Annotated in this window: 15 protein-coding genes; 12 read left to right on the top strand and 3 right to left on the bottom strand. The window is 63.0% G+C overall.

All coding sequences use genetic code 11. The annotated features are described in order from the left end of the window. Window positions 1-1,134 carry a Gfo/Idh/MocA family protein gene (locus ACIPY2_RS17240; protein WP_400267614.1) on the top strand — a complete coding sequence of 378 codons (1,134 nt, stop codon included), beginning with the start codon at window positions 1-3 and terminating at the stop codon, window positions 1,132-1,134. A 194-nt stretch (window positions 1,135-1,328) separates the two neighbouring features. Here ACIPY2_RS17240 and ACIPY2_RS17235 read toward each other — a convergent pair whose 3' ends face one another. Next, window positions 1,329-1,946: a DUF3800 domain-containing protein gene (locus ACIPY2_RS17235; RefSeq protein ID WP_400267613.1), complete on the bottom strand. Its 618-nt coding sequence runs from the start codon at window positions 1,944-1,946 to the stop codon at window positions 1,329-1,331. Continuing rightward, the gene (locus ACIPY2_RS17230) at window positions 1,946-2,230 is read right to left on the bottom strand and encodes a DUF3800 domain-containing protein (protein WP_400267612.1); all 285 of its coding nucleotides are present in this window, start codon (window positions 2,228-2,230) and stop codon (window positions 1,946-1,948) included. The genes ACIPY2_RS17235 and ACIPY2_RS17230 overlap by 1 nt, the downstream gene beginning before the upstream one ends. A gap of 320 nt (window positions 2,231-2,550) precedes the next feature. On the opposite strand from ACIPY2_RS17230, the gene iolD reads away from it, so the two are divergent. Then, window positions 2,551-4,512, top strand: a complete 1,962-nt coding sequence (gene iolD / locus ACIPY2_RS17225) for a 3D-(3,5/4)-trihydroxycyclohexane-1,2-dione acylhydrolase (decyclizing) (protein ID WP_400267611.1) — start codon at window positions 2,551-2,553, stop codon at window positions 4,510-4,512. A 92-nt stretch (window positions 4,513-4,604) separates the two neighbouring features. After that, window positions 4,605-5,960, top strand: coding sequence for an aldehyde dehydrogenase family protein (locus ACIPY2_RS17220; RefSeq protein ID WP_400267610.1), 1,356 nt, complete (start codon window positions 4,605-4,607; stop codon window positions 5,958-5,960). 65 nt (window positions 5,961-6,025) lie between these two features. Here ACIPY2_RS17220 and ACIPY2_RS17215 read toward each other — a convergent pair whose 3' ends face one another. After that, the gene (locus ACIPY2_RS17215; RefSeq protein ID WP_400267609.1) at window positions 6,026-7,210 is read right to left on the bottom strand and encodes a Gfo/Idh/MocA family protein; all 1,185 of its coding nucleotides are present in this window, start codon (window positions 7,208-7,210) and stop codon (window positions 6,026-6,028) included. Window positions 7,211-7,398: 188 nt separating this feature from the next. On the opposite strand from ACIPY2_RS17215, the gene ACIPY2_RS17210 reads away from it, so the two are divergent. The 9 genes from ACIPY2_RS17210 (at window position 7,399) to ACIPY2_RS17170 (ending at window position 19,867) form a co-directional block, all read left to right on the top strand. Next, a complete protein-coding gene (locus tag ACIPY2_RS17210; protein WP_400267608.1) occupies window positions 7,399-8,166 on the top strand; it encodes an SDR family NAD(P)-dependent oxidoreductase in 768 nt (255 codons plus the stop codon). A 53-nt stretch (window positions 8,167-8,219) separates the two neighbouring features. After that, complete coding sequence (locus ACIPY2_RS17205; protein WP_400267607.1) at window positions 8,220-9,977, top strand: IlvD/Edd family dehydratase; 1,758 nt, start codon at window positions 8,220-8,222, stop codon at window positions 9,975-9,977. 42 nt (window positions 9,978-10,019) lie between these two features. After that, entirely contained in the window at window positions 10,020-11,033 is a 1,014-nt protein-coding gene (locus ACIPY2_RS17200) for a D-2-hydroxyacid dehydrogenase (RefSeq protein WP_400267606.1), read from the top strand. A 32-nt stretch (window positions 11,034-11,065) separates the two neighbouring features. Then, window positions 11,066-12,526, top strand: coding sequence for an APC family permease (locus ACIPY2_RS17195; protein ID WP_400267605.1), 1,461 nt, complete (start codon window positions 11,066-11,068; stop codon window positions 12,524-12,526). 26 nt (window positions 12,527-12,552) lie between these two features. Continuing rightward, a complete protein-coding gene (iolG, locus tag ACIPY2_RS17190; RefSeq protein WP_400267604.1) occupies window positions 12,553-13,563 on the top strand; it encodes an inositol 2-dehydrogenase in 1,011 nt (336 codons plus the stop codon). Between the two features lie 323 nt (window positions 13,564-13,886). Further along, on the top strand, window positions 13,887-14,771 hold the full coding sequence (locus ACIPY2_RS17185; RefSeq protein ID WP_400267603.1) for an ATP-binding cassette domain-containing protein: 885 nt from the start codon (window positions 13,887-13,889) through the stop codon (window positions 14,769-14,771). Next, entirely contained in the window at window positions 14,768-15,766 is a 999-nt protein-coding gene (locus tag ACIPY2_RS17180; protein ID WP_400267602.1) for an ABC transporter permease, read from the top strand. Before ACIPY2_RS17185 ends, ACIPY2_RS17180 begins: the two co-directional genes overlap by 4 nt. A gap of 69 nt (window positions 15,767-15,835) precedes the next feature. Then, window positions 15,836-16,804, top strand: coding sequence for a sugar ABC transporter substrate-binding protein (locus tag ACIPY2_RS17175; protein WP_400267601.1), 969 nt, complete (start codon window positions 15,836-15,838; stop codon window positions 16,802-16,804). A gap of 126 nt (window positions 16,805-16,930) precedes the next feature. After that, entirely contained in the window at window positions 16,931-19,867 is a 2,937-nt protein-coding gene (locus ACIPY2_RS17170; protein ID WP_400267600.1) for an FAD-binding and (Fe-S)-binding domain-containing protein, read from the top strand. Window positions 19,868-19,869 lie beyond the last annotated feature (2 nt).

Genomic DNA, 19,869 nt, shown 5'->3' with positions numbered 1-19,869 from the left:
ATGGAACCCATTCGAGTCGGCATTATCGGCGTCGGAAACGTCCTCAACCAATACCTGGACAAGATCGGCGTCCACCCCGACGTCGACATCGTGGCGCTCGCCGACGTGAACCCCGAGGCCGTGCGGAAGCGTGCTGCCGAGTACGACGTTCCCAAGGCCCTCACCCCGGACGAGTTGCTGGCAGATGAGGACGTGGAGCTTGTCCTGAACCTCACACCGCCCAAGCTCCATGCGCCGGTCACGCTGCAGGCGATTGCGGCCGGCAAGCACGTTCTCTCCGAGAAGCCTTTTGCTACCTCCCTTGAGGAAGCGAAGCAGATCCTGGACGCGGCACGGGAAGCGGGCGTCAAGGTAGGTTCCGCACCCACCACCTTCCTGGGCTCCGGGATGCAGACCAGCCGCAAGCTGATCGACGATGGCTGGATCGGCCAGCCGGTTGCAGCCTTCGCGTCCTTCGCCTGCCGCGGATATGAGCACTGGCACCCGAACGTGGACCCTTTCTACAGCCCCGGAGCCGGCCCCATGCTGGACATCGGACCGTACCTGATCACCAACCTGGTGAACTTCTTCGGCCCGGTTTCCCGCGTCTCCGCGACCACGCCGCGTTCGTCCGAAACCCGGCCCCGCCCCGGCAAGGACGGCGAAGTCATCCAGATCCAGACGCCCACGCACGTCACCGGCACCCTCGATTTCGAGTCCGGCGCTGCTGCCACCGTGATCGTCAGCTGGGACATCTGGAACCACAACCTGCCGCACCTGGAGATCTACGGCACCGGTGGTTCCCTGGCGGCACCAAACCCGGACCACTTCTCCGGCGCTCCGGTGTTGCGCCGCGGCGAGCCGGGCGACCTCGCGCTGGACATGACGCCTCCCGGTGGCGGTGATTGGCGCGAAACGCCCATCACTCACCGTGACGACGCCTACCGCGGCATCGGCCTGGCCGAATTCGGCTACGCCATCCGCAACGGCGTGGAACCCCGGACGGGCGGCGACTTCGCCTACCACGTCCTGGAAGTCCTTCTCGCCTTCGAGGCCTCCTCGGAGCAGGGCAAGCACATCGCGATCGAAAGCACCTGCGAGCGGCCCCGGCCGCTGCCCTCAGTAGGACCGCAGGAGCCTTACCGCTTCGACTAAGAGAAGCGAAAACAAACAGCAGCCGACGGCGGTACGCACGTACCGCCGTCGGCTGCTGTTTTGTTGCGAGCAAGAGATCTAGGAAGCGGCATCTGAAGCCTGCAAGGTCCACCGCCCTCACAACAGACGGCAAATGCCGCTTGCCCTCGGAAGGGCCGGTTACGGTTCAATGTCCTGGGAATGGATACCGAGCTTCAAGCAGAGACCACTTTTGGTGCTGTGCGCAGGGATTCGTATAGCCCTGCCAGTTCCGGATGCCGGTAGCCTATGGACCCGATCTGCTTGGTGCGCATCAGCACACGGGGATCCCTGAGCACCTCGCTGTTATGGATGTCGCGTTCGCTGCCAAGCAGACGAATTTTGGACTCATAAGTGAAAGAACCGGTTAGCTTGGCCGAGAATTTTTCCTCCACCCAGGTGAAGCTCGAGTCAGCGATCAGCTGGTAGTCAGCTGCACGGCCAACCAGACCGCAGACCCAATCGGCGAACTGGACACTGGAGTTCACCTTGCTGTCCACGTGCAAAGGAGGCTCAACAATGAGCCGCATTTCTTCAAAGGTTTTTGTTCTCGCGTAGATGTGCCCGTACATTTGCGCGACGAGTTCGCGGCGGGACTTCTCGGTGAAGTCGTCCATCAGAATGACAACTTCCTCGCCTTTATGCTCGGCATACCGGCAGATTCGGTTGATGGTTTCTCGAAGGGCGTCGACGGTGTAGTCCTCAGAGGTTTTCTGCGTTTGTTTGACGGTGCCGCGGCGCTTCTCGTCGCCGTAGAAGAAGAGGTTGCCGCCCGTAGCCACCAGTTTGGTCACTAGTCCTGTGAAGGCACGGACCTGCTCGGGCCGTTTGGTAATGCTGCCAGTGCTGAAGTACTCCGCGCCTTTGCGCTCCCACTGGGCGGGCTACTGTCCTGCTCGATTTCGGTCTTGAACAGGGTTCGCTTAACCCGCAGGAACTCAGCTCCAAAGTAGCGGGCGTGCTGGGCCGGAATGATGTATCCGGCGTACCCGAACACTGGATGATCCTTGTACTTGGCGTGGTCCCGGCTGACGTACGGACCAACATGCCCGAACTCATCCAAGTAAGCAATCAGCAAGCCTAGTTCCCCATCGATCTCTTAACGCAAGAACCCACGCTCAGGGCGTGGGCTCTTCGAAGTGGTGCGCAATCCATTATTTCAGGAACCGCTACCGCGCTAATACTAGGCAGGGTTGTATTAAAAACACAAACCCGCATCCCGTACTGTTCGGTGCCGTCGACTGTGGCCTGAGGTCCGGGGTGAAGAGCTTCACTGCCTACTACCCGTGTGGCCTGCGTCCCAAACTGGGACACAACTTTGCTTCCCCGCGGTGAAAACCTGATGTTCGGGCGAATCGGTTTGCAAATGCCGACGCACCTACGAATTTAGGAGAACGCATGACTAGCACAGCCGCTGCTGATATCGGCACCGAGGTCAATATCGCAGCCGATAAAAAGGCCGTCCGCCGCCGCACTGTCGCACAAGCGATCGTCGAGTATTTGCAGGTCCAGTACAGCGAGCTCGACGGCGAACAACGTCGCCTTATTGCCGGCATGTACGGCATTTTTGGCCACGGCAACTCCGTAGGCCTGGCCCAGGGCATTGACGAATACGGCGTGGACTTCCCCCACTACCAAGGCAAGAACGAGCAATCCATGGTCCACGCGGCCATCGGCTTTGCCAAGGCCTCCAACCGTGCCGCCACCCTGGCCTGCACCGCTTCCGCCGGCCCCGGATCAACCAACATGGTCTCCGGTGCGGCCACGGCCACTACCAACCGGCTGCCCGTGTTGCTGTTCCCCGCGGACATCATCAACAACCGCTTCGGTGACCCGGTGCTGCAGCAGATCGAGCACCCGGTGGAACGTGACGTGTCCGCCAACGACTGCTTCCGTCCTGTCAGCCGTTACTTCGACCGCATCACGCACCCCGCCCAGTTGCTGTCCACGCTCCCTGAGGCAATGCGCGTCCTCACCGATCCCGTGGAAACCGGTGCCGTGGTGGTTTGCCTGCCGCAGGACATTCAGGGTGCGGAGTTCGACTTCCCGGAGTCCTTCTTCGCCCCGCGCGTCTGGCACATCCGCCGTCGTCCGGCTGTTGAGGACGAACTCCGCGACGCCGCCGAAATCATTCGCAACGCCAAGAGGCCGCTGCTGATCGCCGGTGGCGGCGTCCGCTACTCCAAGGCCCAGCAAGAACTGGCCCGTTTCAGCGCCGAGTTCGGAATCCCGGTCTCCGAGACCTACGCGGGCAAGGGCAGCGGACCCATCACCGACCTCAACCTCGGTGCGCTGGGTGTGACCGGAACCGTGGGCGCCAACGAGATCGCCGATGGTGCGGACTGCGTCATTACCGTGGGCTCGCGCCTGCAGGACTTCATCACTGCCTCGCACTCGCTGTTCCAGAACCCGGACGTGAAATTCGTGAACCTCAACGTGGGTTCGTTCGACGCCCACAAGATGGGCTCATTCCCGGTGATCGGCGACGCCAAGCTGAACCTGGCCGCCCTGCGGGAGCGGCTCGCCGCCGTCGGGTACTCGACGTCGGACGAGTTCCGCAGCGACATCGCGGACGCCCGCAAGGCCACGCTGGAAGTTCGCAAGCACGACCTCCAGGCCTTCCCGGGCGAGATCATGAGCCAGGCCCAGGTGATCGACGTCCTCAACAAGCGCACAAACAGCGACGACGCCCTGATCCTAGGCTCCGGCGGCGTAGTTGAAGGCATCCACAAGGCCTGGGACCCCTCCAACGGCACCGAAATCCACTTCGAGTATGCGAACTCATGCATGGGCCACGAAATCCCGGCCGGCCTCGGCTACCGTCTGGCCCGCCCAGACGCCGCTGGCGAAGTGTATGTCCTGATCGGTGACGGCACTTACTTCATGCAGCCCACGGAACTGGTCACGGCCGTCCAGGAACGCAAGAAGATCATCACGATCGTCATCGACAACCGCGGACACCAGTGCATCTGGCCCCTCCAGGTTGCCAAGGGTGGCCCGGGCCGCGAATTCGGCACCCAGTACCGCGAACGCAGCAAGGAATCCGGTCGGCTGGACGGGGCGGTCCTCGAGTTCGACATCGCCGCCAACGCGGCCAGCATGGGCTGTGCCGCCTGGTCCACGACGACGATCGAGGAGTTCTCGGCCGCCCTCACCGAGGCGCAGGAAACCGAGGGCCCCGCAGTGATCGTCGCTCGGGTGGAGCCCTGGCGCTACCTGTCAGGTAACGGCGCCTTCTGGGACGTCGGAGCTCCGATGACCTCGGAGCGGCCCGCCACCCTGGAGGGTGCTGCCAAGCACCTCAAGGGCCGTGAGCGCCAGCGCTTCTACGCTGCCACCACTGCACCTGAAACGCGCTAAGCGCACCGGGCGGGACCGCTACGCAGCGGTCCCGCCCGTCGTCTTACGGGCTTACCCGTTTTTCTGATTTTCGTAACAAAGGAGCATTCATCATGAGCGCATTTGCCGTTACTGATCCGGCTACCGGAACCATCCACGCCGAGTACCCCGCGGCCACCGACGCTGAGGTCCAGGCCGGACTCAGCGCAGCCCAGAAGACCTACCAGGAGTGGTCACGAACCACCACGGTGGCCGAACGGGCGGCCCTGGCCAAGCGTCTTGCGGACCTGTTTGTAGAGCGCAAGGACAAGCTGGCAGCCATCATCAACCGTGAGATGGGGAAGCCACTGCAGCAGGCCGTGGGCGAGGCAGAGTTCTCCGGTTCCATCGCAGCTGCCTTCGCTGAAAATGCCGAAGAATGGCTGGCCGACGAGCAACTCGAGGTAGCCGACGGCCTCCGGAGCTTCTTCCGCTACCAAGGCCTCGGCGTGATCCTGGGCATCATGCCGTGGAACTACCCCTACTACCAGGTGGCACGGTTTGCGATCCCCAACATCATCCTGGGCAACACGGTGATCGTCCGGCATGCGAGCCAGTGTCCGGAGTCGGCGTTGGCGTTGGAGGAACTTTTCCGCGACGCAGGTTTCCCTGAGGGCGCCTACGTCAACCTGTTCGCCACCCATCAGCAGATCTCGGACATCATTGCCGACGACCGCGTGCAGGGTGTCTCGCTGACCGGCTCGGAGCAGGTGGGTGCGATTGTTGCGGAGCAGGCCGGCCGTGCGCTGAAGAAGTGCGTCCTGGAACTCGGCGGCGCCGATGTGTTCCTGGTCCTGGACACGGACAATGTTGACCTTGCCGTGAAGAAGGCCGTCATGGGCCGCATGGGCAACACAGGCCAGTCCTGCAACGGTTCCAAGAGGATCGTGGTGCTGGACAAGTACTTTGACGAGTTCTCCGAAAAGTTCAAGGCTGCCATCGCCGGCCAGTCTTACGAGAACGGCGATTTTGGCCCGATGTCCTCGGACTCGGCCACCAGATTCCTGGCTTCCCAGGTGCAGGGTGCCTTGGACCAAGGCGCAGAGATCCTGGTGGGGAACAATGAGCCCCAAGGTAACGTCTTCACTCCGACGATCATCACCAACATCACCCCGTCCATGGACGTCTACAGCGAGGAACTTTTCGGTCCCGTTGCGCAGCTGTACAAGGTCAGCAGCGACGAGGAAGCGATCAAGCTGGCCAACTCCTCGCCGTACGGCCTGGGTTCGGTAGTGATTTGCGACGACGTTGAACGCGCCGAGCGCGTCGGCAACCAGCTCGACGTCGGCATGGTCTTCGTTGGTGCCTACGACCTCAGCGGTGCGGACGTGCCGTTCGGTGGCGTCAAGAAGTCCGGGTACGGCCGCGAACTGGGCAAGGTGGGCATGCTGGAATTCGCCAACAAGAAGCTGTTCCGCTTCGCGAAGTAGTTCTTAAGCACAAAAGGAGGCCGGATCACTCTCCGTGATCCGGCCTCCTTCTTTGCCCTGGAAGACTAGGCTCCGTACGTGGTGTTCCCTGTGACTTCCGGGACCTCCACCCAAGCTGAAGAGTCTGCGCTGCGCAGCGAGGCATCAACCAGCTCCGATGCCGACCAGCCATCGGCCACAGAGGGGCCGAGCTGCTTGCCTTCGGCGACGGAGCGCAGGAACAGCGCAGCCTCGATTGTCTTCAGATCGTTGAACCCAATGCCAGGGCCGGCATTCGGCTGGAAGCGCCCGAACTCACCGTAGGACGGCGGGGTCATGATGGTCCGGTAACCGCTGCGGTCGGTGGCGACCTCCAGCTGGTTCATGCGCTCAAAGTTCCAGCGGATGGATCCTTCCGTGCCGTAGACCTCCACAATGTATTCGGCGTGCGGGCCGATCGCCACACGGGTTGTCTCGAACATGCCCACTGCACCACCCTCGAACCGGGCAAGCATGGCCGTGTAGTCCTCATTCTCCACCTCACGGGTCACATCCGAAGCTTCACCCTTGTCGAAGGAGTTCGACGACGTTCCCGCCGGCAGCGGACGTTCCTTGATGAAGGTTTCCGTGACGGCGTTGACCGAGGTAATGCGGCCAACCAGGAACTGGGCCAGGTCGAAACCGTGGCTCAGGATGTCGCCCAGGACGCCGGAACCAGCACGCGCCTGCTCGTACCGCCATGTGAACACCTGGGTCGGGTCCGAGGCGTAGCTGGTCAGCAGACGGATCTGCACGTTGGTTACCTTGCCCAGCGCCCCGGAACGGATCAGCCGTCGTGCTTCAGCGATGGACGGTGCATGCCGGTAGTTGAAGCCCACCGAGGTAATCAGCCCGGCAGCTTCGGCGCCCTGGGCAATTTCGCGGGATTCCTGGGCGCTGCGGCCCATGGGCTTCTCGATCCAGAAATGCTTGCCGGCCTCGATGGTGGCCAGGGCGATTTCGTGATGCAGGAAGTTGGGGGAGCAGATGGAGACGACATCGACGTCCGGGTTCTCCAGCACTTTGCGATAATCGGTGGCCGTTTCCTTGTAGCCGAGCGCGTCCTCGGCGTGGTGACGGCCGGCGTCGTCGGGGTCTGCGGCGATCACAAGCTCGGGGTGGCGCGGCAGTTCAGGGAAGAACTGTTTGGTGGCGAGGTAGGCGCGGGAATGCAGGCGCCCCATCCACCCAACCGAGATGAGGCCAACGCCAATGCGGTTCTGGTCTTCCAAAGTGGACTCCTTAGGTTGTGCCGCTTTTCGGCGGTGCTGTGCCGCGCAGAAAGGCGGCATCTGCGGATCAGCCTATGAACGCAAGGAGTGTGCGCTGTGTCTCAATCTGAGACATCCGGCGAAGGCCTGCGGCTGTTTGAGTAGAACGTACTAGTCCAGCAACGCCAACCAAGAGGAGCCCGTCGACGATGATGGACCGCAACAAACGGATTCGAACGGAACCCCTCCGGGTACTCGTCACGGGTGCGACATCCGGCGTTGGAGAGGCGACCGCGAAACTCTTCGCGGCGCGGGGTGCGCGGGTGGCGCTCATGGGGCGCCGTGCCGGAGAGCTGCAACGGGTTGCGGAGGAGATCGACGGCGGTGCTCACCAAGTGGTTACGGACGTCGCTGACGCCGCATCGGTCCGGAACGGTGTCCGGGGAGCGATTCACTCCCTCGGGGGCCTGGACGTGGCGGTCAACGCTGCCGGGGTTGCCGGCTACGCACCCCTGGAGGACCTGGACGAGCACCGTTGGCGCGAGGTGCTGGATACCAACCTCTCCGGAACGTTCTACGTCGCCAGGGAAGCGGGCCTCCACCTGCGCAGAGCCGGGGGAGGGGCAATCGTCAACGTTGCCTCAGACCTCGCAACCATGGGCGTAGCCGGGCTGGCCCACTACTGCGCCGCGAAGGCAGGCGTCGTGGGGCTTACCAAGGCGCTCGCCGTGGAGTTGGCGCCCCATGTCCGCGTCAACGCTGTCTGCCCGGGCCCGATCGACACTCCCATGCTGCGTTCCGGCCTGGACGCCGAGCCGGACCCCGTCCTGGCCCTGCAAGAGAAGGAAAGCACCGTGCCGCTGAACCGGCTCGCAGACCCGGAGGAAGTTGCGGCAGCCATCTACTTTCTGGCGGTCGAGGGCACCTTCGCCACCGGCACCAGCATGGCGTTCGACGGCGGCACGTCCGCCGCGTAGCAGTCTCACCCAAGACCTCATAAAGACAAACAAGCCAAGGAGCTTTGAAGGATATGTCCGAGTCGAACTACAACGATCTCCGCAGCGCACGCTGGTTCGCGCCGCACGACCTCACGGGATTCGTGCACCGCACCGCCATCCAGGCCGAGGGCTTCTCGCGCTTCGCCATCAAGGACCGGCCGGTGATTGGCATCGCCAACTCCTGGTCGGAACTGGTCAACTGCAATATCCACTTCAAGCTGCTTGCCGAGGCCGTGAAACGCGGGGTGCTCATGGCCGGAGGCTTGCCGCTGGAGTTCCCCACCATCTCCCTGGGCGAGAGCCTCATGAAGCCCTCCGCCATGCAGTTCCGCAACCTGATGGCCATGGACGTCGAGGAATCCATTCGCGCCTACCCGCTTGATGCGATCGTGCTGCTGGGCGGTTGCGACAAGACAGTTCCCGCGCAGCTCATGGGTGCCGCCAGCGCCGACATCCCCACCATCATGCTCACTGGCGGTCCGCAGGAACCGGCGCACTTCCGCGGCAAGCAGCTTGGCGTTGGCACGGACACCTGGAAGTACGCGGATGAGCTGCGGGCCGGTAGGATCACCGAGGCCGACTTTGACGAGCTCGAATCCGCGGCGAAGCCTTCCGCCGGCCATTGCAGCGAAATGGGTACGGCGTCCACCATGACGTCCCTCGTTGAAGCTTTGGGCATGTGCCTGCCCGGCAGTGCCTCCATTCCCGCCGTCGACTCACGCCGCGGGCAGGCCGCGGAAGCTACCGGACGCCGGGCGGTGGAAATGGCCTTGTCAGGTCCGAAGCCCAGCGAGATCCTGACCAAGGAAGCGTTCGACAACGCCATCACCCTGCTCATGGCCGTGGGTGGGTCCACCAACGCCGTGGTTCACCTTCTGGCACTGGCCCGCAGGGTCGGCTACGAACTTCAGCTGGACCGGTTCCACGAAATTTCGCAGCGGACCCCGCGCATCGCCAACGTCCGCCCTTCGGGTGAGTACCTGGTTAAGCAGCTCTTCGAGGTTGGCGGCATCCCCACGGTGCTGAAGGCCCTGGACCCGCTGCTGAACCGTGATGCCCTGACCGTTACGGGCGAGTCCCTCGCAAAGGGTTACGAATCGGCACCCGAGCCGGACGGCGTCGTCGTGAGCACGCTCGACGCGCCCTTCGACGCTTCAGGCGGTATCGCCGTCGTCCGTGGCTCCCTGGCCCCGAACGGCGCGGTGATCAAGCGGAGCGCTGCCTCCAAGGACTTGCTGCAGCACAAGGGATCGGCCATTGTCTTCGACGACATCTACGATCTCGGGCGGCGGATCGACGATCCTGACCTGGACATCACTGAGGACTCGGTCCTGGTACTCCGCAATAGCGGTCCTGTGGGTGCGCCCGGTATGCCGGAGTGGGGAATGCTGCCCATCCCGCAGAAGCTGCTGCGCCGGGGCATCCGCGACATCGTGCGCATTTCCGATGCCCGCATGAGCGGGACCGCATTTGGCACGACCGTGCTACATGTCTCGCCTGAGGCTGCGGTGGGTGGTCCTCTGGCGATTGTCCGCGATGGGGATCCGATCGTGCTGGACGTCGAGAACCAGCGCCTTGACCTGGATCTTCCCGAGGAAGAAATTGAAGCCAGGCTTGCCGAGCTCAAACTGCCTGAGCCGAAGTACCGCCGTGGCTACGGACGCCTCTTCATCGACCACGTCAACCAGGCGCATGAAGGTTGCGACTTCGACTTCCTCAAGGGCCTGCCGGACGAGGAGCCCCAGCGGCTGCCCTACGGCCTGATGAGCGGTTGGCAGGGCGGCTGGTAAGAAGCCGCAACGACCGAGAAGACCAGCCAGGAGGAAACAAGCGTGTCACGACCTAAAGTAATTGTCATTGTCCAGGAGGGCCGGCCTGTACCACCGGTGGAACGCCTGGAAGCGGAAGCCGATGTTGTGGTGGTCCGGACGGCGGATGAATTCCGGGCTGCGCTGCCCGGAACGGAGATCCTGTTCCTCAACGATTTCCGGACCAAGCTACTGCGCGAAATTGGTCCGGGGGAGCTGCGCTGGATCCACACCTCCAGCATTGGCGTGGACAGCCTCATGACCGAGGAGATCATCAACAGCGACATCGTGGTCAGCAATTCCCGGGGTGTTTGTGAACGCCCCATCGCAGAATGGGTCCTGGGCGTCTTGCTCATGTTCACAAAGGACCTGCGCCGCACCATCGAGTTGCAGCAGGCCCGGACATGGCAGCACCGCGAAACCGAGCCACTGCTGGGCCGCAAGGTGCTGGTGGTCGGTCCGGGGCCGGTGGGACGTGAAACGGTGCTGCTGCTGCGCGCTGCGGGCATGGATGTGTCGGTGGTGGGTCGGACCGCCCGCGAGGATGCCCAGCTCGGAGCGATTGCGTCCTTTGACGAGCTGGACGTGCTCCTTGGCGAGGCCAAGGATGTGGTGCTCACAGTTCCGCTCACTGAGGAAACCCGTGGCCTGTTCAACGCTGCCCGCTTCGACAAGATGCGTCCGGGTGCCCGTTTGGTCAACGTGGGACGCGGAGCAGTGGTTGTGGAGCAGGACCTCCTTGATGCGATCGATGCGGGGCACCTGGGAGCTGCGGCCTTGGATGTCTTCGAGAACGAGCCCTTGACGGCAGAAAATCCGCTGTGGAGCCGCAGCAACATCCTGGTCTCACCGCATGCCTCAGGAGACTTAATCGGATGGCGCGGGAAGGTTGTGGACTGCTTCTCGAGGAACCTGCAGCAGTGGAAAGCGGGCCAGCCGCTAAACGACATCGTGGACCTGAAAAAGCTGGGCGGAGCCGCTCCAAAAGCGCTGTCCCAAGCTGGTACAGTGCTCCCACAATCCGCGTCGATAGTGTGATTCAGCACTCTAAATTTCGTGACGAGGATTACATGTCTAGCTCAACAAAAGGGAAGCCGATAACGCCTACCCAGACCCAGGAACACAAGCTCAGCGGCAACATGGGGGTCGGCGAGCTCGTGATGAACGTGCTCGCGTTCTCCTCCCCGCTGACCACCGTTGCGGGCACCCTGCCCGTGATGCTTCTTTTCAGCGGCCATACCGCTCCGGGAATCTACCTCCTGGTCACGCTGATGCTGCTGATTTTCTCGGTGGGGTTCGTCAAGATGAGCCGGAGCGTCGAGGCGCCCGGTGGCTTCTACTCCTTCGTCACGGCAGGCCTGGGCAAGCCGGCTGGCCTGGGCGGGGCGCTCCTGGCCTTGGTTGGCTATGTGTTCATCGGCTTTTTTGCGCCGTCACTGTTCGCGCTGACCCTGCAGGGCTTTGTGGTTAATACCCTCGGTGGCCCGGATATCCCGTGGTACTGGTACGGCTTGGGCATCATCGCCGTCACAACCTTGCTGGCCTACAACCGCATTGACCTTTCCGCGAAGGTGCTGACGGTGGTCATGCTGCTCGAGTCCACGGTGGTCATCATCTTCGATGTTGCGGCGTTCGCTTCGGGTGACGTCTCACAGGGCGTCGGGTTCTCCATGCCGTGGATTACCGACGCCGGATTGGGCCTCGCGCTGCTGTTTGCAGTTGGCAACTTCTTCGGTTTCGAAGCAACGGTCATCTACCGTGACGAGGTCAAGAACCCGGACAGGACCATTCCCCGGGCAACGTACCTGGCCGTGGTGGGCATTGGTCTGTTCTACGCGGTGGCCGCGTGGGCGTACACGGCATTCCTTGGTGCTGACAACGTCCAGGAAGAGGCCAAGGCCAATACTGTGAACTTGTTCAATGACGGTGCCACGGTGCTGGTGGGCAAGATCTTCGCGGACATCGGGGTTGTCCTGCTCATTACGTCCATCTTGGCTTCCATGCTCTCGATCCAGAATATCGCTGCCCGCTACAGCTTCTCGTTGGCCGCCGACGGAGCGCTTCCGAAGGCCCTGGGCCGGGTGCATCCCCGCCACAAGTCCCCGTACGTTTCAGCGATGGCCGTGGGCATTTTGTGGGCCGTGGCCACCGTCGTTTTCACCGTGCTGGGGGTTGCTCCGGAGGCTCTTTATCCGATCGCCAGTGGCAGCGGTACCTTCTCTGTCCTGTTGCTGATGTTCATCACGAGCTTCGCCGTCCTGGTGTACTTCGTACGACGCCGTAATTTCGCACCGGAGTCGGTCTGGAAGACAATCGTGGCGCCGATCGTGAGCGTAGTCTTCCTCGGGCTGATTACTTACTTGGCGATCGCGAATTACCCCGAGCTGATCGGCGGCTCAACGGTTATGACGGCCATATTCATGACCTTCACTTTCGCCCTGTTTTTCGGCGGAATTGTCTATGCCTACTTCCTGCGCTCAAAGCGTCCGGACGTTTATGCCCGACTGGGTCGGCAAAAGGTCGATCAATAAACAACTTCAACATCTGGAGACATGCAATGACGCAACAGATCAGAGTTGGCCTGTTCGGGACCGGCAGGATCGGTCAAGTGCATGCCATGAGCCTGGCCACGTTGGAAGAAGCGACGTTGACCTGGGTGTGCGATCCCTTTATTGAGGGTGCCAAGCGAACAGCCGCTGAATACGGTGGGCGCGTGAGCGACGATCCGGTAGAGGTCTTTGCTTCCGGGGAAGTCGACGCCGTTATTGTTGCCTCTCCCACGGCCACTCACGTGGACCTGATCGAGCAAGCCATCGACGCCGGAATCCCGGTTCTGTGCGAGAAGCCGATCGACCTTGAGATTGCGCGGGTTGATGCACTCAGGGCCAAGGCGGCGGCAACCGACGTTCCCATCGCTTTGGGTTTCAACAAGCGCTTTGACAGGCATTTCGTGGAGCTCAGGCGGCGTGTGGGGGCCGGCGAGATCGGTGACTTGGAGCAGCTGATCATCACCAGCCGGGATCCGGGGGAGCCCCCGGCAGCCTACCTGCCCCAGTCCGGCGGAATTTTCCGGGACATGACCATCCATGACCTGGATATGACCCGCTACTTCATCCCGGACATCGTGGAGGTCTCGGCCCGGGGTGCCAACGTCTTCAGCGACGGCATCCGGCAGGCGGGTGACTTCGATTCCACCGTGGTCACCCTCCGGGGTTCCAAAGATGAACTCGTGACCATCTTCAACTCAAGGCATTCCGCGTATGGCTACGACCAGCGCATCGAGGCCTTCGGGTCAACCGGCTTGCTTCAGGTGGCCAACAAGAACGACAGCCTGGTCCGGCACTGGGGTGCCAGGACGGTGGAGGGAATAGCGCCGTACCAGAGCTTCTTCCTTGAGCGCTACGCGGAGGCGTATCGGCTTGAAGTCGCAGAGTTCCTGCGCGCTGTCCGCGGGCTTCCCTCGCGGAGTCCCGGTTTCGAGGACGGCCGTGCTGCCTTGATCCTGGCCGACGCGGCGGAGAAGTCCGCCCGAACAGGAGCTGCGATAGCCGTGGAGCTGTCAGCGTAGCCCTTATGACTGCCCGGTTTGGGCACGGATTCTTTCGCAACAATCCGTGCCTGGGCCGGGCTTTGTCCTTTAAGAGACTTAACCGCCAAGAATTGTTTCCCGCAGCAACAATTCCGGCAGGTCCGTGTTCCAAAGTGGCACACATGCCGGGTTATCCAATCCGTCAAAGTTCAAGTAAGTGAAACAGTGTGGCGAAGGTCACGCAGTTGTGGGGCTTTCTTGAATTACCCCGGAATCTGCAAAGTCGAACAACGTTGTTTGATGGTCCATCGCCAAAGGTGTTTCACCGGTTCATTTGCATGGCCCTATCAAACGAGGATGAGATGACCGACGCACCACCGGCGACAGCCCCACTTGTCGCCCTAAAGGACATACACAAGACATTCGGGGCGGTGTCCGCTCTGCGCGGAGTCAGCATCGATGTCATGCCCGGCGAAACCTTCGCACTTCTTGGAGACAACGCCGCCGGCAAATCAACGCTCATGAAAGTGCTGACGGGCGTCTACCAGCCCGATCGTGGCTCGATCGAGCTGGAAGGAAAGCGGACCGAGTTCCCAACGCCTTCCGCCTCCCGCGACCAAGGCGTCGAGATGGTCTACCAGGACTTCGCACTGGCCGACAACCTCGATGTCCGGACCAACATCTTCCTGGGCCGCGAGCCCCAGAAGAACATCCTGGGTCCGCTGTTGAGGATCATCGACCGGAAAAAGATGGAGGCGGAGACCAAGCGCGTCCTGGAACGCCTGGACATCCCCATCAACCCGCGGCTCAAGGTCAAGCGGCTCTCTGGTGGCCAGCGGCAGGCTGTGGCAATCGGACGCGCGCTGGCCTTCGACGCCCGCTTGATCATCATGGACGAGCCCACCGCCAACCTGTCGGTGGCCAAGGTGGACAAGCTCATCGAAGTCACCCAGCGACTCAAGGACCTTGGCATCGCGGTCATCATCATTACGCACCGCCTCGACGAAGCCTTCGCCGTGGCTGACCGCTTTGCCGTCATGCGCCAGGGCCAGGTAGTGGGACGCTTCCGCGTGGGCGAGGTCTCCGAGGCCCAGGTGGCCCACCTGATCTCCCACGGCACCTTGGACGACTACGTCGACCACGGCAGCGGCATTCCCGAGGACCGCCGCAAGATCGGAAGCACTTCATCCATGGAAACCGTTGATGCCTTTGCCGCACGCGGTACCACCAACGGGAGCAACTCATGAGCATCACCATGGACAACATCAAGACCAAGCTGGGGCCTGCAGACCTCAAGGAAGGCCTCACGGCCACCAAGGTCAAGCGCTTCATTGGCGATTACGGAATCATCATCTTGTTCGTGGTGATCCTCGTCTTCCTCGCTGCAGCGGCTCCGAACTTTCTCACACTGAACAACATCGTCAACGTGGTCAGGCAGTCCTCGATCATCGGGCTGATCGCACTGGGAATGACCTTCGTCATGATCACGGCAGGAATCGACCTGTCGGTGGGATCGGTGGTGGGCCTGGCCGGCATGACCTTCGCCCTGCTTGCCCCCGCCAGTGGTGGCGCCTTCTGGCTGCCGCTGATCGCCGGCCTGGGCGTCGGCCTCCTGGTCGGCTTCCTCAGCGCAGCGATGGTGGTTTGGGGAGCCATCCTTCCCTTCCTGGCAACGTTGGCCACCATGGCCATAGCCCGCACGGCGGCGCTCGTGATCACCGATGGCCAGGTTGTCTCCGGTCTCAGCGGTCCGGCCGAGTGGCTCGGATCCGGCTTCCTGGGCCCCATCCCGCTTCCCGTGATCATCTTCCTGGTGGCTGCCATCATCTGTGAGTTCGTGCTGAGCCGCACCAAGTTCGGTTCCCACGTCTACGCCGTGGGCGGCAATGAGGAATCGGCCAAGAAGGTCGGCATCTCGACAGGCCGCGTGCTCTTCATGGTCTACCTCATCGGTGGCGTCACCGCCGCCCTCGGTGGTCTCGTCCTGACAGCCCGTCTCGACGGCGCGGCCCCTGTGGCAGGTACCGGTTACGAACTCCAAGTGATTGCCGCCGTCGTGATCGGTGGAACGAGCCTCTTCGGTGGCGTCGGCACCATTCGCGGAACCGTCATCGGCGTGCTCCTGCTGGGTGTGGTGATGAACGGCATGAACCTGATGGGTGTTTCCTCTTACTTCCAGCAAGGCGTCCAGGGCGTGATCCTGGTGCTGGCCGTCCTGCTGAACCGCTGGAAGTCCGACTGAGCCGCCGAAAAGCACCAACAGTAACAACAATCTCCCAACGCACAGGCAAAACCACTGAAAGGAACAACCATGGGTATGCGACGTAAGATCGCCGCGGCGGTCGCCATGATGGCAGCGGGGGCACTGACCCTCACCGGCTGCGCGGGAAGCAGCAACGCCACCAGCAGCGGCGGGACGGGCAAGACCTACAACATCGGCGTTGTGGTCCTTGACCTGCAGGACCCGGACCTGGCCCACATGACGGACGCCATGAAGAAGACGGCTGATGAAAAGGGCGTCAAGCTCAACATCACCGACTCCAAGAAGGATGTCGGCAGCGAACTGAACCAGGTGGAGGACCTCCTCACCCGCCAGGTGGACGCCGTCATCATGCAGCCCCTTGACGGCGATGCCAGCCAGAACGCGGCCAAGCGGGTGATTGCGGCCAACATTCCCCTGTTCATCCTGTCCACCGAATTCGCCGAAGGTTCGAACATCGGTTACAAGAGCTACATCGGCGTGGACGACACCGTGGCAGGCCAGATGCAGGCCGAATACCTCAACAAGCTGATGCCCAACGGCGGCAACCTCGTGTTCGCGGCCGGCATCTACGGCGCCTCGTGGACCGACCGCCGCAAGTCCGGCTTCGACAAGACCATCAACAAGAACTTCAAGATCGTGGCCGAGTTCCAGGCCAAGGGCAGCCGGGATGATGCCAAACGCAACATGGAGGACACCCTGCAGCGCTTCCCGTCCGGCCAGGTGGACGCCGTAGTTGCCAACAACGACGAGATGGCCATTGGTGCCGCCTCCGCCATTGCCGACGCGGGCCGCTCGGCCGAGTTCAAGGCCGTGGTGGGCGTCGACGGTACAGATCCGGCACTCCAGGACATCAAGGCGGGCACCATGTCCGCTACGGTCCGCCAGGACTCTGCGGGCCAGGGTGTCAAGGCAGTCGAGGTGGTGACCGACTTCCTCAAGGGTGGAAACGTGGAGAACCGCTACACCCTGCCGTTCACGCTCATCACCAAGGACAATCTGTCTGAGTTCCTGAAGTAACCTCTTTCGGAAAAGGAACGGGCACAGCGGATCCCTCCGCTGTGCCCGTTCTGTTTTGGCACATTCCAGCAGCGCGCGGGCCTGCCTAAACTTCCAGCGGACCACTACGAATTGGAGACGGCCAACATGCCCCATGGTGACGACGGAGACACGAAAGTAGAGCAGTTGCTTGGCGCCCTGCGCGGGCAAGGCATCGAGGTGGATGACTCCGCGCGACGGCTCTCCGAGTACTCCTACGATGCTTCCAATTACCGGGTCCGGCCAGCCGCCGTCGCCTTCCCGGCAAGCGTCAAGGACGTCGGGAAAGTCGTACGCGCGTGTTCCATGCTTGGCGTCCCCATCACCCCGCGCGGCGGTGGAACGTCCATGGCAGGCAACGCTATAGGGGATTCCTTGGTGATAGACCTTTCGCGCCACTTGACATCCATAGGAGAGTTCGACGGCGGTAAGGCGGCGGTTTGGGCGGACGCCGGCGTGGTCCTTGGCGAGCTGCGCTCCTACGTCGAGAACGCGAGCGGCGGGGAGTTGACCTTCGCCCCGGACCCTTCGTCCATGACCCGTGCCACCATCGGCGGCTCCATCGGCAATGACGCCTGTGGCAACCACTCGGTGGCCTACGGACGCATGACCCAGCATGTGCAGGAACTGGAGCTCGTCACGGCGGACGGCGCCCACCTGCATGCGGGCACGGACTTCCTGCGGGCCGTGGACGCGGGTGACCAGCACTCCGTCGCCAGGGCCGAGGAACTTCTCATGGGCCTGAAGGAGTTGGCCCAAGCCAACCTTGCCCCGCTGCGCGTGGAGTTGGGAAACATCCCACGGCAGGTTTCGGGCTACCATCTGGGGCACCTCCTGCCCGAGAACGGCCTGGATGTGGCGGCCGCCTTGGCGGGGAGCGAAGGCACGTGTGCCCTGGTGGTCCGGGCCAAGGTGGGACTGGTGCCGAGGCCCCGAACCACGGCGCTCCTGTGCCTTGGCTACGCGAACACCATCGATTCGGCTCGCGATGTGATGACCATCCTCGCCGCGAAGCCAAGCGCCATCGAGGGCCTGGACGCCTCGATTGTGGACATCATGCGCCACCGCCGGGGCGCCGCCAGCGTGGACTCCCTGCCGCAGGGCAAGGCCTTCCTGATGGTCGAGTTCCCCGCGGACGGCATCGAACGTGCCGCCGCGCACTGCGAGCAGCTGCTGGAGAAACTCAAAGCCGACGGCCGGGTTTTGGACCACGCCCTTGTCACTGAGCCCCGGGAGCGCGCCAAACTGTGGCGGGTCCGCGAAGACGGGGCCGGGCTTTCCTCACGCAGGATCGACGGCGTCCAGACCTGGCCCGGCTGGGAGGATTCCGCGGTCGCTCCCGAGCGATTGGCGGACTACCTCGCGGAACTGCTGCCCCTCGTGGAGAAGTACGGCTACACCGCCTTCCTGTACGGGCATTTTGGTGCGGGCTGCGTGCACATGCGTCTGGACTACGACCTCCGAAGCGGTACTGGCCGGGAGTCTTTTGAGAACTTCACCCGCGAAGCCGCGGCCCTCGTGGTTGCCCACGGCGGCTCGCTTTCCGGGGAACACGGGGACGGCCGGGCACGCAGCGAACTGCTGGATGTGATGTACTCACCGGCCATGGTGGGCATTTTCAAAGCGTTCAAACACCTCTGGGATCCTGCCGGAATCCTGAACCCGGGAATCATCGTGGACCCCGAGCCCTTCGCTGCCTCGCTGGCTCTCGAAGGCGTGCCCCTGCCGGGGCCCGCGCACGGTGAGCCCGCCACGGTGCCGGGTACCGCCGTCGTACTTTCGTCCGAAAACCGCAGCCTGCTCCCGGTGGTGAGCCCGTTCGTCGGTAACACCCACGCGTGCATCGGAGTGGGCCGCTGCCGGGCGACCACCGGCGGTTTCATGTGTCCCAGCTACCGCGCCACGAAGGACGAGAAGGACTCGACGCGGGGCCGGGCGAGGGTCCTGCAGGAGCTTACCCGGACCAAAGGCACCAGCCACGACGGTTGGTCCAGCCCCGAGGTGCGGGAAGCGCTGGACCTGTGCCTTTCCTGCAAGGCCTGCTCGGCCGACTGTCCCACGGGGGTGGATATCGCTGAGGCCAAGTCGGAGCTGGTGGATGAGCACTATCGCGGCAAGATCCGGCCCTTCACGCATTATTCGATTGGCTGGCTGCCGCGTTGGCTGCCGCTTTTGACACGCATCGCCCCGATCGCCAATGCAGGGACTGGCTTCCGTCCGTTCCGTTGGGTGGGCGAAAAGTTGGGCGTTAGCGCACGACGACGGCTCCCGGACTTCGCGGGGAACGGCCGCATCCGGCGGCTGGCGCGGGAAGCGCAGTTCACGGACGCGGCCGACGTCCTGCTGTTCATCGACAGCTTTACCCGCGCCTTCCGTCCAGAGGTGGTCCCCGCCGCAGCCCGGGTGCTGCGTGACGCGGGAAGCTCCGTGGGCTGCACGCCGGACGCCTGTTGTGGGCTGACGTGGATCTCCACCGGACAGCGCGACGGTGCCCGGCGCCGCTTGGCCCGGTTGATCAGCAGGCTCGACGACGGCACGGACCGGGACATCGTGGTGCTGGAGCCGAGCTGCGCGGCAACCATACGCGACGAGGGACCCAAAATGGTGGGCGGGGCGGCGGCCGCGCGCGTGGCTGCCCGGGTCCGCTCGTTCTCCGTGGCGGTTGACGAGGCCATTAAGCGTGGATGGACGCCGTCCGCCGTTCCACCCCAAACTGCTGTCCTGCAGACCCACTGCCACGAGCATGCGGTCTTCGGTTCGGGTGCACAGAAACGGGTCCTGGAGGCGTGGGGAGTGCCTAACGTCGTGGAGTCGTCCTCGTGCTGCGGAGTGGCCGGAAACTTTGGCTTTGAGGCAGAGCACTTCGACATGTCGATGAAGGTGGCCGAGCATTCCATTGTGCCGGCGCTGGACAGCGGTGACGGGCTCGTGCTCACCGACGGGTTCAGCTGCGCCATGCAGGTCTCGCAGATTGACCCCGATCGCTCCAGCAAGCACCTGGCGATTGCCTTGGACCCGCTGAGTGCCCGATGGACGGAGGACTGAGT

The organism is Paenarthrobacter sp. NPDC089675 (assembly GCF_044749185.1).
Lineage (GTDB): Bacteria > Actinomycetota > Actinomycetes > Actinomycetales > Micrococcaceae > Arthrobacter.
The sequence above is the reverse complement of the archived record's forward strand: the minus strand, read 5'-3'. Positions and strand labels throughout refer to the sequence as shown.

What these genes read in the sequence shown, in the direction of transcription:
- ACIPY2_RS17240 (WP_400267614.1), top strand. Translation starts at nt 1, where the DNA reads ATGGAACCCATTCGAGTCGGCATTATCGGCGTCGGAAACGTCCTCAAC.
- ACIPY2_RS17205 (WP_400267607.1), top strand. Translation starts at nt 8,220, where the DNA reads ATGTCCGAGTCGAACTACAACGATCTCCGCAGCGCACGCTGGTTCGCG.
- ACIPY2_RS17210 (WP_400267608.1), top strand. Translation starts at nt 7,399, where the DNA reads ATGATGGACCGCAACAAACGGATTCGAACGGAACCCCTCCGGGTACTC.
- iolD (WP_400267611.1), top strand. Translation starts at nt 2,551, where the DNA reads ATGACTAGCACAGCCGCTGCTGATATCGGCACCGAGGTCAATATCGCA.
- ACIPY2_RS17180 (WP_400267602.1), top strand. Translation starts at nt 14,768, where the DNA reads ATGAGCATCACCATGGACAACATCAAGACCAAGCTGGGGCCTGCAGAC.
- ACIPY2_RS17220 (WP_400267610.1), top strand. Translation starts at nt 4,605, where the DNA reads ATGAGCGCATTTGCCGTTACTGATCCGGCTACCGGAACCATCCACGCC.
- ACIPY2_RS17185 (WP_400267603.1), top strand. Translation starts at nt 13,887, where the DNA reads ATGACCGACGCACCACCGGCGACAGCCCCACTTGTCGCCCTAAAGGAC.
- ACIPY2_RS17195 (WP_400267605.1), top strand. Translation starts at nt 11,066, where the DNA reads ATGTCTAGCTCAACAAAAGGGAAGCCGATAACGCCTACCCAGACCCAG.
- ACIPY2_RS17170 (WP_400267600.1), top strand. Translation starts at nt 16,931, where the DNA reads ATGCCCCATGGTGACGACGGAGACACGAAAGTAGAGCAGTTGCTTGGC.
- ACIPY2_RS17175 (WP_400267601.1), top strand. Translation starts at nt 15,836, where the DNA reads ATGGGTATGCGACGTAAGATCGCCGCGGCGGTCGCCATGATGGCAGCG.
- iolG (WP_400267604.1), top strand. Translation starts at nt 12,553, where the DNA reads ATGACGCAACAGATCAGAGTTGGCCTGTTCGGGACCGGCAGGATCGGT.